Below are 14,594 nucleotides of genomic sequence, written 5' to 3' on the forward strand. Positions count from 1 at the left end.
TTCGTAATAAGCCAAAAAGAGAGGTTAGCAACTATGGAAAAGAAACCGGATGGCATCATTATTGGCGTCAATGAAAAAGTAAGCGCCCCAAAAGCCTTGGTTCTCGGATTACAGCACGTACTCGCGATGGACTTATATATCGCCCCGATCATCATTGCAGGACTTCTTTCTTTAACAGTAGAAAATACGTCTTTCTTTATCCAAATGTGTTTCTTCGCAACAGGCATTGCCACATTGATTCAAACCGGTGCCGGCATCAAGCTCCCTGTTGTGCAAGGGCCATCCTATGTTCCGGTTGGCGCCATTGCGGCAATCGGCAGTAAATTGGGACTTGGCGCTATCGCAGGGAGTTTGATTCCCGGTGCTATTTTTATCGCCCTACTTGGCTATCCTTTGAAATGGTTCGCGAAAGCGGTCCGCAAAACAATTCCTCCACTCGTTGGCGGAACGGTTATTATCATCGTAGGAATTGCGTTAATGCCGATCGGCCTGAATAATATTTTCCTTGCGGAAGGCAGTATTGGCACGAATATTATCGTAGCTTCCGTTTCAGCTATCATTGTGATTGTTTGTATGCTGCTCGGCCGGAGACTTGGCGGCATTGGTACCTTCTTCCGCTTGGTCTCTGTCATTCTCGCAATCGTTGGCGGCACCATTACGGCAAGCATTCTGGGAACCGTTGATTTCTCACCTGTCTGGGACGCAGCCTGGTTCTCCTTGCCATCACTATTGCCATTTGGTAAACCGGTCTTTAACACGGGTGCTATCATCTCCATGATTTTCGTCTATTTAATTATCTTGATTGAAACGACCGGTACCTGGTTTGTCGTCTCGACAGTAACAGGAGAAGAGCTTGACGAAAAGCGGTTAAACCGTGCTTCGTTCGGAGAAGGGCTCGGCTGTCTTGCTGGATCGCTCGTCGGCAGTACACCGATGACCGGCTACTCTTCCAATGCCGGACTTCTTGCAATTACAGGCGTCGCCAGCCGGACCGTCATCATGGTCAGCGGAGGGATTCTCGTCTGCCTTGGCCTAGTTCCTAAACTGTCGACTGCCATTACATGCATTCCCGAACCTGTCATCAACGGGATTTTCGGTATTGTCTGTGTAGCCATTGTTACGAACGGCATGAAAGTCATTCAACCTATTGTCATCGACGACCGCAATATGATGGTCATCGGCCTTCCAATCCTCCTGACAATCGCCGTCACGGTACTTCCGAAAGAAGTATTGGCGAACGTTCCGGACTGGGCCAACTATATCCTGTCATCCGGCATCACAGTCGGCGCGCTGGCTACGGTTTTATTAAACCTAATTATTCCTGTCGCCAAAAAGGAGAAAGCTGAACCGCAATCAATCGAATAAGAGAAAAGAGTGCAAACACGGATTGTGTCTGCACTCTTTTTTAGTTTTTATTCCAAAATGTCGCATACCCTGCCGACTTGGCCATCAGCCAGGCGTACTTTAATGCCATGCGGATGATAGCTGGAATTCGTCAACAAATCTTGTACGATACCTTCCGTTTTTGTACCTGTCCGCTGGTCCTTTTTTAAGATGACATTCACTCGCAGCCCGGGCTTCACGTCACTTCTATTCCGTCCGTCCATTTTGCATTTCTCCCTCTTTTTTAAATATGCATTGTACCACATGGGCTTTCCCTGTGTGGAGCTGCCCTTCCTCGCGATACACTTCTCCTATATAAAAGTGTTCGATAAAATGACTTTGAAAGCTTTGCAGCAGGTTAAGCGGTTCAACTAACAATGCCTCGTCACGCGGCCCGCCTGTCCCATAGCGCAGTTGATCCTTCGTGTATAGTTCACTGATATAGAGGCCACCCGACCGGAGTGATTGCTGAATTCCCTCTATTGTGCGTTTCATCACTTTTTCGGGAAAATGGCCAAAGACGTGAACAATGGCATCCCACTGTTCAAATCCCCACTCCACATCCGCCAAATCATGCAGCTCCGTCTTGACAGCCACTCCTTTTTCCGCTGCCAATCTCTGTGTCTTTTCCAGACCCGACTCGGCATAATCCCATGCCGTCACATCAAAGCCAAGCGTCGCCAAATAAACGGCATTCCGCCCCTCCCCTTCCGCGATGCATAGCACTTTGCCTTTCGGTATCTGCTTCGCCGCCTTGACGACGAACTGATTCGGCTCTTTTCCATAAACATATTCCTCTGTATCAAAACGTTCATGCCATGGATTCATCGATCATGCGTCCCTTCCCTCTGCATTTCTTTCAGTGTAGCACGGAATCCCACTGTAGATGGTTTCCTTACTCCTACGATTAGTCCGGTTTTAGGGCGCCTGATCAAAATTCTAGCGTTCGCATTAGGTTTATTGGCGTTCAGCTCGAGTTATTGGCGATCGGCTTGAGTTATTGGCGTTCAGCTGGAGTTATTGGCGTTCAGCCACGGTTTCTGGCGTTCAGCCACGGTTTCTGGCGTCCAACTCGATTATCTGGCGTTCGGCCACGGTTTCTGGCGTTCGACTTGATTATCTGGCGTTCGGCCACGGTTTCTGGCGTTCAACTCGATTATCTGGCGTTCGGCCACGGTTTCTGGCGTTCAACTCGATTATCTGGCGTTCGGCCACGGTTTCTGGCGTTCGACTCGATTATCTGGCGTTCGGCCACGGTTTCTGGCGTTCAACTCGATTATCTGGCGTTCAGCCGTGGTTTCTGCCTTTCAACTTGATAATCTGGCGTTCGGCCACGGTTTCTGGCGTTCAACTCGATTATCTGGCGTTCGGCCACGGTATCTGGCGTTCGGCCACGGTTTCTGGCGTTCAACTCGATTATCTGGCGTTCAGCCACGGTTTCTGGCGTTCGACTTGATTATCTGGCGTTCGGCTACGGTTTCTGGCGTTCAACTCGATTATCTGGCGTTCGGCCACGGTTTCTGGCGTTCAACTCGATTATCTGGCGTTCGGCCACGGTTTCTGGCGTTCAACTTGATTATCTGGCGTTCGGCTACGGTTTCTGGCGTTCGACTTGATTATCTGGCGTCCTAGTTTTTCTGGCATTGGCGTCCGGATTCTCACTTTTAACTCTAGTTTCTGTTATTCAGCTCCGGGCTTCTGCCGTTCAAACTAATTTTCATCGAAATGAAATTTTTTCACCACTTGACCCGTTATACTGAATGAAACAAATAAAGACATGCGCATGTCCGTTTCAAGCAAGGAGGTCACCATGGCAGAAGAGCAGCTTTGGATACGCCAAGTATTGGCAGGCGATAAGCAAGCGTTCGCTAACATTATTAATCGATATAAAAACCCACTATATGCAACCATTTTGCGGATGACCAAAAATCCGCAGGACGCTCAAGATCTTGTACAAGATGCTTTTATTAAAGTGTACCGCAATCTTCACAAATATGATGGAGGCGGCGCTTTTTCCGGATGGCTCTACCGGGTGGCCATCAATCATTGCATGGATGAGTTTCGAAAAAAGCAGTATTCCACTGTGCAGGTGCAACTGGACGAAGAAGCGATCATCAACCCCAATCATCCTGAAATCGTGTTTTTGAAAAAAGAGAAAAGCCGTCAATTGGAGCGACTGATCTCCACTTTGCCGGAGGACGAGCGACTCATCATCCTTCTTCGCTATGTGAACGAAATTAGTTACGAGGAGATTTCTGAACTGCTGGGCGTTCCTTTGTCTACCGTTCGGAATAAACTGCATCGGGCGAAGAAAAAGATGAGAGACACCGTGAAACGTGAAGGAGGTTTTTATCATGAATTGTCCAACGGGGGATAAACTTTCACAATATGTTGATTCTTTGCTGCCAAGCGAGGAGCATGCGGAAATCAAGAGACACGTCGAGACATGCAAGTCATGCCAAACTGTGGTCTCTGCTTACCAAGAAGAACAGGTCTTCCTGGAGGAGACTTTGAAGACGCCGATGTTGCCCGATCACTTCGCAGATATGGTATTGGATCAAGTAGAGCCTTACGAACAACCTGTAACAAAGCGCCGATTCAGCGCTTGGAAACAGGTTTCCGTTGCCGTTGCCGGAATTCTATTGGCTGTCGGCATTGGTGCAAGTCTAAATCCAAGCTTCGCAAAATTCATAGGCGGCTTGTTCTCCACTGACCAAGTCGATAACGGATTAAAAATAGCAGCGGATGCAGGTTTGGCTGAGCGAGTGAACTTACAAACAGAGGATCAGGGGCTGACGTTTGTTGTAGAAGATGTCATTGCTGATTCGTCTAGAATCTCGCTTTCATACAAAGTGTTGAATAAAGACGGCAAAGCGATGGATACCGATTTGCGGTTTTACGAATCGGGCAATACGGTCACCGCAACAAATCAAAATGGCCAACCACTGGAAGAATGGGGAACTGGCTGGCAAGAAGGAAGCGATTACGGCAACATTGAATTCTCTTTGCGTAGTCATGGCGATTCGGAGAACGTAACAATTCGTTTTGATTTGGTAGAACTCAATGGAGTCAAAGGCAACTGGCAGCTGGAAGTCCCTGTCGATTTGCATGAGAACCGCAAACTGACAAAGAAGATGGATTTGAAGAATGCTACTGGGATCCATCACGGTGTCCAAATCGATCTGAAAAAGCTGCAGATCGCACCTTCTTCAATAGAATTATCGTACGAGACTGTTTTTACAAAAGAGGAAAGAAGGAAATCAGAAGAGGCCAAACGAAAGTTTGAGGATATGTTCGGCAAAGATAGCATGGATTCGCTTGTCTTCGGAAACAACACCTCGATTGCCTATCATATTGAAAATGCGAAAGGTGACGTTATCTACTCTGCCGGCCGTTCCACAAGAGAGGAAACCGGTTTGCTGCGAGGAAGCGGCGAGGATATTGACATCACAGGAGGCACGGCTTGGATTGATTCCTTCGTCCCTAAAGGTGAAGAACAACTGACCTTTGTATTGGATGGAGTCTATAAAACGGAGCCGACTGACCTTTCTCTTGAATTTAAACCAAAGGACATTAAAAAAGATCCTGTTTCCTTCAGCTATAAAGGAAGTCATTTAACAATTAAAAGCGTGAAAAAGCCCCTTTTCAGCAAAGATAACTCTGTTGTGATCAAAATGGAAGGCGGCATGGTCTCGCTTGATGATGATTTCGGCAGCTGGATTGCTGTAGACGATCAAGGAAATAGCTACACCGGCAACTTCAATGGTTCCATTTTCGATGAGAAAGATAAAAACGGACGCCATAAGGCAGAGCTGGATTTAGTGTTGGAAGGGTTACAGGAAGTCCCGGAGGAATTAACGCTTTATCTCGTCACCAAACGAAGCTATTACCCAGTTGAAAAACAATGGAAAGTTCCGTTGACTGAAAAAGAGTAATACGCGATAGACTGCTGCTTGCCAGATGGCTTTGCAGTAGTCTTTTATATTTGCTTGTATAGCCAAGAATGGTTGTCACTAAATTGCCGCAATCAATAAAAGCCCCACTCTGCCGCAACCCGTTCACTCTTTTCAAGATTACGGCCAAGTTGGAAGTTTGACGAATAGTAGTAGACCCCCTAAACTATATTTATTAGTTGAGGGGGTCTACTAATTTGAAAGAGAAATTGAAAGAAGCCATTGATTTATTCGAGGAAGTCATGATCTACGGTTCCGAACAGGTCATGAAATCTGTCGATATTGATATTTGGAAAGAATATTCACCTGAACAAATTCAAGTGCTTAAAATTCTTTCGACCCAAGGACCGCTTTCGAATGGGAAGCTAGCTGAAATCCAAGGGGTTCATAAGAGCGCTGTTTCTATTCGCTTGAGGAGACTAGAGGAAAAAGGATTAGTCACTTCCTCCAAGAATCCTACTGACCAACGCACAAAGGTAATAGAACTGACTTCGTCGGGAGTAGAAATTCTTAGCCAATCGAATGAGGCAGTCTACGAAAGTATCGTTGAGTTATTTAACGGCCATATCAATGAAGAGGAAATAGATACGTTTGTAAAAACGTTCCGTAAACTAAAAGATATTTTACATATGAGAGGAATGTGACTATGAAACTCGTTTTGAAATTCAAGTGGCCGATTTTTATCGGTTTACTCGCCCTGACAGCAGCGCTTTTCATTCTATCACCGGATCTTGCCAAGCAAGCGGAAAATGCAGGCTCATTTCAGTTGCCAGATACAGCAGATTCGCAAAAAGCAGCTGACATTCTGGAGAAGGCTGGCGTTTCTGAAGAGACGATTTCACTCGTTTACACTCTTGATAAACCAGTCGATGACGCACGCAGGCAAGATGTTTCTGCCGTTGCCAAGAAAATAGAATCCCTTGGCAAACCAGTCAAGGCTGTTCTAAATCCTTTTGAAAACGAAGAACTGGAAGCACAGCTTGTGTCTGAAGACAAGAAGACCATTCTCGTCCCCGTCACAGTAGATGGCTCCCATGATGAAATCATTGATCTGGCGGATAAAATCCATGCTGACATTTTGCCGAAAGACGAAACTGTCTATCTAACGGGCGAAGCCATTATAAACAATGACGTGAATGTCAGTGCACAAGAAGGCTTAAAAAAGACGGAATTGATTACTGTCATCCTCATTTTTGGCTTGTTGCTAATTGTTTTCCGCTCAATCGTGACACCATTCGTTCCATTGCTGGCGGTCGGGATTTCCTACTTGCTCAGCCAATCACTCGTGGCCTTCTTCATTGATTGGTTCGGCTTTCCTGTGTCGAACTATACCCAAATTTTCTTAGTGGCCATTTTATTTGGCCTTGGCACTGACTATTGCATTCTTTTGCTCAGTCGCTATAAGGAAGAGTTGCTCGCGGGTCATGAAGTGGAAGAGTCCATTCTTAATACGTATAAAACAGCTGGCCGCACATTATTCATTAGCGCGACTGCCGTCTTTATCGGTTTTGCGGCAATCGGTTTCGCTGATTTCCCGATATTCAAATCGGCTGTCGCGGTAGCCGTCGGTATCGCCGTATTGCTTGTCATCTTGTATACAGTCGTTCCGTTGTTCATGGTTTTATTAAAGGATAAATTGTTCTGGCCATCCAAAGGGGCCGCCTCCCATAAAGACAGTAAAATTTGGATTGCATTCAGTAAGGTCTCGGTTTCCCGCCCCCTTCTGTCGATGCTCATTGTGGCGATCATCTCAATTCCATTATTGCTGACGTATGATAACGATCTTTCCTTCAACACAGTCGATGAAATCGATGACAGCAAGGAGTCGGTCATGGGGCTGAACCGGATATCGGATGCTTTTGGAGAAGGCGATTCATTGCCGGTCCAAGTCATTTTGAAAAAGAATGAACCGATTGTGAATGAAAAAGATATTACGTATCTCGAATCCATCAGTAAAGATCTCGAGAAAGTGGATGGGGTTAAAAGTGTCAGGACGATCACACGGCCGACTGGCGAATTGCTTGAAGATTTGTATGTAGATCATCAGATCACTTTAATGGCCGATGGGTTGGACGATGCCGTTGCCGGTCTTGCGGAGGTGCAAAAAGGACTCAAGCAAGTACAAGGTGGTTTGAATGAAGTAACAGGCCAATTGCCTGCCGGATCAGCTGCCTCTTCAGGCGGTGCTGGATTGCGTCAAGCTGCGGGCGGCATCGGGAAAATAAATGAACAGCTTGGTCAAATTGCAGGCGGGCTGGAACAAGGTATGCCAGCTGAACAGGCAGCCGGTGGACTGAAAGCATTGAGCGGCGAACTGAAAAAAGTAAGCAACAGTTTGTATGGTGCCGCCAACCAGCTGGATGGATCAACTGGACAGATTGGCGCTCTTTCCGGCGGATTGACGGAGCTAGCCAAAGGGGTCGAAGCTGCAAATGGAGGCCTCGGTGAAATCCATTCAGGTCTTTCGGATTTATCTGCCATGCTTCATGATATGGGTGATTCCAAGAGCGTCCAGGATACCGGCTTGTTCATTCCTGAAGGCACGCTCGATAATAAAGACTTTAAACAGGTGTTAGACCGCTATACGATTGACAATAAAACCGGGATTATTCTTGAAGTCATTCTGGAACAGGATCCATATTCCCGGGAAGCGATTTCAACTGTTCATGATATAAAAGAAACGATGGAGCGTTCTGTCATCGGCACACCTTTTGAAAAAGCGGATGTCGCGTTAAGTGGAATATCAGTCATGAACGCAGACTTGAGCGATATCTCGACGAAAGACTTTACCCGTACCGTAACCATTATGCTCGTTGGTTTGTTTGTCGTCTTGTTCATTCTCTTCCGTTCTGCGATCATGCCTGCTTATATGATCGGCTCGCTCCTGCTGACGTATTATACGTCCGTCTCCATTACGGAGCTGATTTTCGTAAACGGTCTTGGCTATGACGGCATCAGCTGGGCCGTGCCATTTTTCGGGTTCATCATGTTGATTGCACTCGGTGTGGACTACTCGATTTTCTTGCTTGACCGGTTCCGCGAAGAGAGCATTAACGGAAAGAACGTCCGGGATGCCCTGGTAACCTCCATGGCGAAAATGGGCACCGTCATCATTACTGCCGCTGTCATTCTCGCTGGCACATTCGGTGCGATGATGCCATCCGGCGTACTTAGCCTTGTGCAGATTGCGACAATCGTCATCACCGGATTATTGCTGTATGGTTTGATTATCTTGCCATTGCTCATTCCAGCTATTACGGTGTCGTTTGGACGCGGTGTCTGGTGGCCGTATCGAGGATAATAAAGACCTTAAAAAGCACCCGATCCTAATGTGATCGGGTGCTTCTTTCATTTTTTATATACGATGTCTCCTGCCACGACCGTCATGACCACGTCCGTATTCGGGATCTCTTCTGTCGGAATAGAGAACAGGTCTGCATTCAATACTGTAAAGTCCGCATCAAATTCCGGGGCAAGCTTCCCGCGCGACTCGGACTTCCCAATTGTCGCTGCACTGCCTGTTGTGAATAAACCGACCGCTTCAAAAGGAGTCAACGCTTCCTTCATCAAGTAACCTTCATGCGCAGCGCCCGGTTTCTTGCGAGCGATAGCAGCATAGATGCCAAGCAATGGATCGACTTCTTCAACAGGAGCATCTGAGCCTGCCCCACAAATGAATCCCTCTCCCATTAACCGTTTCCATGCATATGCCCAGTCAAGCCGATCTTCCCCTAGCCGTTCCATCACCCACGGAAAATCAGAAGAGACAAACACTGGCTGGATATCGAGGACTACCGGTAATTTTTTCATCCGTTCAACCAACTCATCCTGCAAGACATTGACATGGATGAGACGATCCCGTTTCCCCTCTGGAGCCGGGTGCTTTTCAATGGCATCCAGCGCTTTTTCAACCGCAGCGTCCCCGATTAGATGGACAGCGACAGCTTCCCCATGTTGCCGGGCGAGTGCCAGATGCTCATCAATTTCCCCATCTGTCAAAACGGCAGTGCCTGACGTAGACGGATCATCCGCATAAGGTTTGCTGAGTAATGCAGTACGTGCACCAAGCGCACCGTCAATGAAAAACTTCATTTCACCTGGATCGATCCACGGTTCATCATATGTCGCTTGATCTTCCATTAATTGAGCAAAGACAGTAGAGCGGCGCAGTAAATGCGCCCGGAATTTTTTCTTGTCTTCTCCAATGACATTCTTAAAGGCATTAAGCGGATTCCGGTAATCACCATAATAACCCAAATCGTCAGTGACTGCACCCGTCAGTCCGAGTGAATGTAAGTTGTCCACCGAAGTCGAAAGCGCCTTTGTCAATGAAGCCTCGGTCGGTTCTGGCACAAGACGCAGCAACCTGTCCATCGGGCCTTCCTTCAAGAAGCCGGTCGGCTCTCCATTGGCATCCCGCTCAATGACACCATCTGACGGATCTGGCGTATCTTTTGTGATTCCTGCCAAAGCAAGCGCCTTGGAATTCACCAGGGCTGAATGCCTGCAGGTTCTTTTTAAAATCATCGGCGAGCTTGTCACTTCATCCAATTCCTGCCGCGTCAAAATCCGGCGGTCAGCAAAATTGTTTTCATTCCACCCCTCGCCAATGAACCATTCATCCTCTTGTATATCAGGGTAGGCATTGTTCAACAGATCCAGCATCTCATCTGCGGATGTCGCTTTCGATAAATCAAGCCGGAGCAGCCTCTCCCCGTGTCCGATCATATGCATATGATTGTCAATGAAGCCCGGATAGAGCACGGCTCCTTGGAGATCCACTTCGGCATCCGCTTGCGGCGCCAGTTCGTCATATATGCCGACTGCTAGAATCTTTCCATTTTCCGTCAGCAATGCTTCTACGGTTTCGCCTTCTTGATTCATTGTGTACAGCGTCCCATTATGCCAAATAGTCTTCATTCGAATCCCCCTCTTCTCCCTTTATTCTAAACTTTCATGCAACATCCGGCAATCCTTTTAGACCAGTGCTATAATGAAAGCATCATATTTGGGAGGGATCGTATCATGCGAATTACCGTGTACTTGGCAGGAGAAATCCACACATCCTGGCGGGAAGAAATCAAACAGAAAGTGTTGGCGCTTCAGCTTTCCATCGACTTCGTCGGACCAATGGAAGATCATGACCGGTCGGACAACATCGGAGAAGAAATTCTCGGAAAACAGCCTGACGCTATCTTCAAGGATGCCGCTGCATCCAGCTTCAACAACCTGCGGACTGAAATCCTCTTGAAAAAGGCCGACCTCGTCATCGCCCTTTTCGGCGAACAATACAAACAATGGAACACTGCCATGGACGCCAGCAGCGCCATCGCTCTAGGCAAGCCGCTCATTTTAGTCCGTCCAGAAAAATTGCATCACCCGTTGAAGGAGCTTTCCCGCAAAGCCCATGTAACAGTGGAGACTGTCGATCAAGCCGTGAAGGCATTGCATTATATTTTTGATTGATCCCCTGTTGGCAAAGGAGGCCTGGCATTGAGCTGCCAGGCCTCTTTCTATTTAGTTCGGGCGAGAGGATAATCGGAATTCATTTACCACCGACTTGAGCAGCCTTACCACCGTCTCTGAGCCCTTTACCACCGACCTGCACTCCATTACCACCGTTTCTCAACCCTTTACCACCAACTTGCACTCCTTTACCACCGACTCTCCCTTTTAACACCGACCTAAACACCTTTACCACCGTCTCTCAGCACTTTACCACCGACCTGGACTCCGTTACCACCGACTCTCCCTTTTAACACCGACCTAAACACCTTTACCACCGTCTCTCAGCCCTTTACCACCGACCTGCACTCCGTTACCACCGACTCTCAACCCTTTACCACCGACCTGGACTCCGTTACCACCGACTCGAGCAACTTTACCACCGTTTCTCCCTTTTACCACCGACCTAAGCACCTTTACCACCGACTCTCAACCCCTTACCACCGACTTGAGCAACTTTACCACCGTTTCTCCCTTTTACCACCGACCTAAGCACCTTTACCACCGACTCTCAACCTTTTACCACCGACTTCCCCCACAGTACCACCGCATCTCAACCCCCAACACCCCACCCAGTTCCACCACCATCAAAAACACACACCATTTACAAACTCTTAACAATCCCTTCATACAAGCTCAACAATCCACGGGTACAATGAATAAACAAACCTCAATAATATGGGAGGCCATTCAAAAATGGTAGTTAAAGAACGGATTAAAGAAGCGCCATTCAGTGTCGTGAACAACGAGACTTGGAAGAAACCGATATATGAAACGCATGGTTTGAATTTATGGTATGGCACATCGCATGCCTTGAAAAATATAGAGATGAATATAAATGAAAAAGAAGTGACAGCCATTATCGGGCCGTCCGGTTGCGGGAAGTCCACTTATTTAAAGACGTTGAATCGTATGGTGGAAATCGTGGCGGATGTGAATATTTCCGGCAGTGTCACGTTCAAAGGGAATAATATTTTGGGTAATGCGATGCCTGTGGAGCTGCTTCGCGCGAAAGTGGGCATGGTGTTCCAGAAGCCTAATCCTTTTCCTAAATCGATCTACGAAAATGTCGCATTTGGCCCTCGCGTTCATGGCATCCGAAACAAAGCGATGCTCGATATGATTGTAGAAGACAGCTTAAAAAAGGCTGCGTTGTGGGATGAAGTGAAGGATCGCCTGCACAAAAGTGCGTACGGGTTATCAGGCGGCCAGCAGCAGCGGCTTTGTATCGCACGGTGCCTTGCCGTCGATCCAGAAGTGATTCTCATGGATGAACCGACGTCAGCTTTGGATCCGGTTTCGACTCATAAAATCGAAGAACTGATCAAAGCCATTAAGAATGATGTAACGATCGCGATTGTTACGCACAACATGCAGCAAGCTGCCCGCATTTCTGATCGCACTGCTTTCTTCCTGAACGGAGAAATCATTGAGTGTGATCGAACATCCACCATTTTTACAAACCCATCAGACAAGCTGACTGATGATTATATTAACGGCCGTTTCGGCTAACCCCCAGCATCCGCGAAGCAGCGGGTGCTTTTTTTATTCCTAGAAAAACGCAATACTTCTATCTAGTATTTTCGAATTGATTACCGCGTCCAACCCTTTACGAAACCTTTACAAGTTTCCCATACTCGCTTTACAAACGGCCTCTATACTATGAATTGAAGGCGATGCCTTTAAGACAAAAGCCATTTAGGGAGGACAATTCGAATGAAGTTCAACAAAGTTCTTTTATTCATGATCATTGCTGCATTTGCTGTCATCATGGCGGCATGCGGAACAGACAAAGAAAAAGAGGAAGACAGCTCCTCATCTGACAACAACTCCTCGGCAGAGGCCACAGGTAAAGAGGATCAGGAAAAAGCGGCAACACTTGAAGGAAGTGTCGTGATTGACGGATCGGGTACTGTATATCCGCTGATGGCCCGCATTGCTGAAGAATATATGACAAACGAACAAGAAGGCGTTTCGGTAGAAGTCAGCCGCGCTGGAACGAGTGCAGGCTTCAAGAAATTCCTAGTGGAAAATGGAACAGACTTCAATGACGCATCTCGCCAAATCAAAGACGAAGAAGCGGCAGAAGCAGAGAAGCTTGGCATTGAAGTAAAAGAAATGAAAGTGGCATTAGACGGTTTGACATTCGTTATTAATAAAGACAATGACTGGGCGAAGGAAATGACGCCTGAGCAGCTGATCAGCATTTTCCTTGCGGATGGCGGCGTAGAGAAATGGTCGGATATCAATCCAGAATGGCCGGATGAGAAAATCAATGCAATGGGTCCAAATGAAAACCACGGAACGTATGAGTTCTTCTACGAAAAGATTTTGGACAAACAAGATATGAACAGCTCTGTAAACTTGCAACAAGAGTATTCGACGCTTGTAAAACTAGTTTCGGAAGATAAAAACGGTATTGCCTTCTTCGGTTTTGGCTACTACGTCAATAACAAGGATAAATTGCAAGCAGTGAACGTGGACTTTGGCAACGGACCTGTCGAGCCAGCTCTTGAAACGATCGCAGAAGATGGCGATTACGCAGACTTTACACGTCCTGTATTCACGTACTTGAACGTGAACCATGCGAAAGAAAAGCCACAAGTCTTGGATTATGCCATCTATGTTATGAATAACATCAACCAGTTTGCCGGAGAAACCGGATTTGCACCGATTCCGGAAGCTGATGTGAAAGAAAATGTAAGCTTCCTTGAAGGCCTAAAATAATCGATTCAAGAATGAGAGCTGCTATCAGCTCTCATTTCTTATCAAAACTGCAATTTGGAAGGAGTATTATCATTATGGTAAATGGCGGTTTCTCTAAAAAAGATGTTAGCATCCGTGAAGTGATTGATCATAACCGCAAAACCCAGCACATCAAACGCAAGGTCGAAAAGGGGATACCTGTCGTTCTCTTTTTAATCGCATCGGTCTCCGTCATTACGACAATCGGCATTGTGTTCACCTTATTATCTGAGACCGTTGAATTTTTCAAACGGGTTCCGATTGCGGACTTTTTTACAGGAACCGTCTTAAAACCGCTCAGCCAAAATCCTGAGTTCGGTGTGCTCCCCCTTTTAACAGGTACGGTTATTTCATCTCTTATCGCCATGCTGGTAGCGGCGCCAATCGGATTAATGGCGGCGATTTATTTAAGCGAATATGCATCCGTCCGTGTACGCAAAGTTCTTAAACCAATGCTGGAACTGCTCGCAGGCATTCCGACCATTGTTTACGGTTTCTTTGCTTTCACATTTGTCACGCCTGTTTTAAAGAACTTGATTCCTTCATTAGAATCCACAAATATATTAAGTCCCGGCATTGTTATGGGTGTCATGATCATCCCGATGATCGCTTCCCTTTCGGAGGATGCCATGAGTTCTGTACCGCAAAGCATGCGGGAAGGTGCATTAGGATTAGGTTCCACTAAGCTTGAAGTGACAAGAAAAGTTGTTATTCCGGCTGCTCTTTCTGGTATTATTGCCTCTTTTGTTTTAGGTATTTCGCGCGCTATCGGGGAAACGATGATCGTGACAATCGCAAGCGGCAGCACAAAGAATTTTACGTTTGATGTGACTCAATCCATGCAGACCATGACTGCTTATATCGTTGAAGTGACAGGCGGCGATGCACCTGCCGGATCGACTGTCTATTACAGTCTGTATGCTGTCGCCATGACTCTATTTGCATTCACCCTTCTTATGAACTTGTTAGCTCGCTATGTCTCAAGGAAATTCAGGGAGGAATATTAAT

General features: G+C 46.8%; 15 protein-coding genes. 11 read left to right on the forward strand and 4 right to left on the reverse strand.

Features of this window, described 5'->3' with window-relative positions; all coding sequences use genetic code 11:
• Positions 1–33: 33 nt before the first annotated feature.
• A complete protein-coding gene (locus NCCP2222_RS04980; protein ID WP_248510167.1) occupies positions 34–1,365 on the forward strand; it encodes a uracil-xanthine permease family protein in 1,332 nt (443 codons plus the stop codon).
• A gap of 47 nt (positions 1,366–1,412) precedes the next feature.
• On the opposite strand, the gene NCCP2222_RS04985 is transcribed toward NCCP2222_RS04980, so the two are convergent.
• Complete coding sequence (locus tag NCCP2222_RS04985) at positions 1,413–1,607, reverse strand: YwbE family protein (RefSeq protein ID WP_248510168.1); 195 nt, start codon at positions 1,605–1,607, stop codon at positions 1,413–1,415.
• Positions 1,591–2,211 (reverse strand): class I SAM-dependent methyltransferase, encoded by a 621-nt coding sequence (locus tag NCCP2222_RS04990; RefSeq protein WP_248510169.1) that lies wholly within the window; start codon positions 2,209–2,211, stop codon positions 1,591–1,593. Before NCCP2222_RS04990 ends, NCCP2222_RS04985 begins: the two co-directional genes overlap by 17 nt.
• A 164-nt stretch (positions 2,212–2,375) precedes the next feature.
• Here NCCP2222_RS04990 and NCCP2222_RS04995 point away from each other — a divergent pair, with 164 nt between their 5' ends.
• The 6 genes from NCCP2222_RS04995 to NCCP2222_RS05020 all read left to right on the forward strand — a co-directional run bounded on the left by NCCP2222_RS04995 (position 2,376) and on the right by NCCP2222_RS05020 (position 8,637).
• Positions 2,376–2,699 (forward strand): hypothetical protein, encoded by a 324-nt coding sequence (locus NCCP2222_RS04995; RefSeq protein WP_248510170.1) that lies wholly within the window; start codon positions 2,376–2,378, stop codon positions 2,697–2,699.
• Positions 2,677–3,015, forward strand: a complete 339-nt coding sequence (locus NCCP2222_RS05000) for a hypothetical protein (RefSeq protein ID WP_248510171.1) — start codon at positions 2,677–2,679, stop codon at positions 3,013–3,015. The genes NCCP2222_RS04995 and NCCP2222_RS05000 overlap by 23 nt, the downstream gene beginning before the upstream one ends.
• A 178-nt stretch (positions 3,016–3,193) precedes the next feature.
• On the forward strand, positions 3,194–3,760 hold the full coding sequence (locus NCCP2222_RS05005) for an RNA polymerase sigma factor (protein WP_248510174.1): 567 nt from the start codon (positions 3,194–3,196) through the stop codon (positions 3,758–3,760).
• Positions 3,738–5,318 carry a DUF4179 domain-containing protein gene (locus tag NCCP2222_RS05010; RefSeq protein ID WP_248510177.1) on the forward strand — a complete coding sequence of 527 codons (1,581 nt, stop codon included), beginning with the start codon at positions 3,738–3,740 and terminating at the stop codon, positions 5,316–5,318. Before NCCP2222_RS05005 ends, NCCP2222_RS05010 begins: the two co-directional genes overlap by 23 nt.
• 215 nt (positions 5,319–5,533) lie before the next feature.
• Positions 5,534–5,980, forward strand: a complete 447-nt coding sequence (locus tag NCCP2222_RS05015) for a MarR family winged helix-turn-helix transcriptional regulator (protein ID WP_248510180.1) — start codon at positions 5,534–5,536, stop codon at positions 5,978–5,980.
• A 2-nt stretch (positions 5,981–5,982) separates the two neighbouring features.
• On the forward strand, positions 5,983–8,637 hold the full coding sequence (locus NCCP2222_RS05020; protein WP_248510182.1) for an MMPL family transporter: 2,655 nt from the start codon (positions 5,983–5,985) through the stop codon (positions 8,635–8,637).
• A gap of 47 nt (positions 8,638–8,684) precedes the next feature.
• Here the strand turns inward: NCCP2222_RS05020 and NCCP2222_RS05025 are convergent, their stop codons facing one another.
• Positions 8,685–10,256, reverse strand: a complete 1,572-nt coding sequence (locus NCCP2222_RS05025) for an amidohydrolase (RefSeq protein ID WP_248510183.1) — start codon at positions 10,254–10,256, stop codon at positions 8,685–8,687.
• A 105-nt stretch (positions 10,257–10,361) separates the two neighbouring features.
• Here NCCP2222_RS05025 and NCCP2222_RS05030 point away from each other — a divergent pair, with 105 nt between their 5' ends.
• Complete coding sequence (locus NCCP2222_RS05030) at positions 10,362–10,802, forward strand: YtoQ family protein (RefSeq protein ID WP_248510184.1); 441 nt, start codon at positions 10,362–10,364, stop codon at positions 10,800–10,802.
• A 300-nt stretch (positions 10,803–11,102) separates the two neighbouring features.
• On the opposite strand, the gene NCCP2222_RS05035 is transcribed toward NCCP2222_RS05030, so the two are convergent.
• Positions 11,103–11,264, reverse strand: coding sequence for a hypothetical protein (locus tag NCCP2222_RS05035; protein WP_248510185.1), 162 nt, complete (start codon positions 11,262–11,264; stop codon positions 11,103–11,105).
• Between the two features lie 273 nt (positions 11,265–11,537).
• On the opposite strand from NCCP2222_RS05035, the gene pstB reads away from it, so the two are divergent.
• From pstB to pstC, 3 genes are all read left to right on the forward strand, one after another.
• A complete protein-coding gene (gene pstB, locus NCCP2222_RS05040; RefSeq protein ID WP_248510186.1) occupies positions 11,538–12,353 on the forward strand; it encodes a phosphate ABC transporter ATP-binding protein PstB in 816 nt (271 codons plus the stop codon).
• A gap of 204 nt (positions 12,354–12,557) precedes the next feature.
• Positions 12,558–13,568, forward strand: a complete 1,011-nt coding sequence (locus NCCP2222_RS05045) for a PstS family phosphate ABC transporter substrate-binding protein (RefSeq protein ID WP_248510187.1) — start codon at positions 12,558–12,560, stop codon at positions 13,566–13,568.
• Positions 13,569–13,642: 74 nt separating this feature from the next.
• Complete coding sequence (gene pstC, locus NCCP2222_RS05050; RefSeq protein WP_248510189.1) at positions 13,643–14,593, forward strand: phosphate ABC transporter permease subunit PstC; 951 nt, start codon at positions 13,643–13,645, stop codon at positions 14,591–14,593.
• The last annotated feature ends 1 nt before the right edge of the window (position 14,594 follow it).

It is taken from the genome of Sporosarcina sp. NCCP-2222 (assembly GCF_023168145.1).
Taxonomy (GTDB): Bacteria; Bacillota; Bacilli; order Bacillales_A; family Planococcaceae; genus Sporosarcina.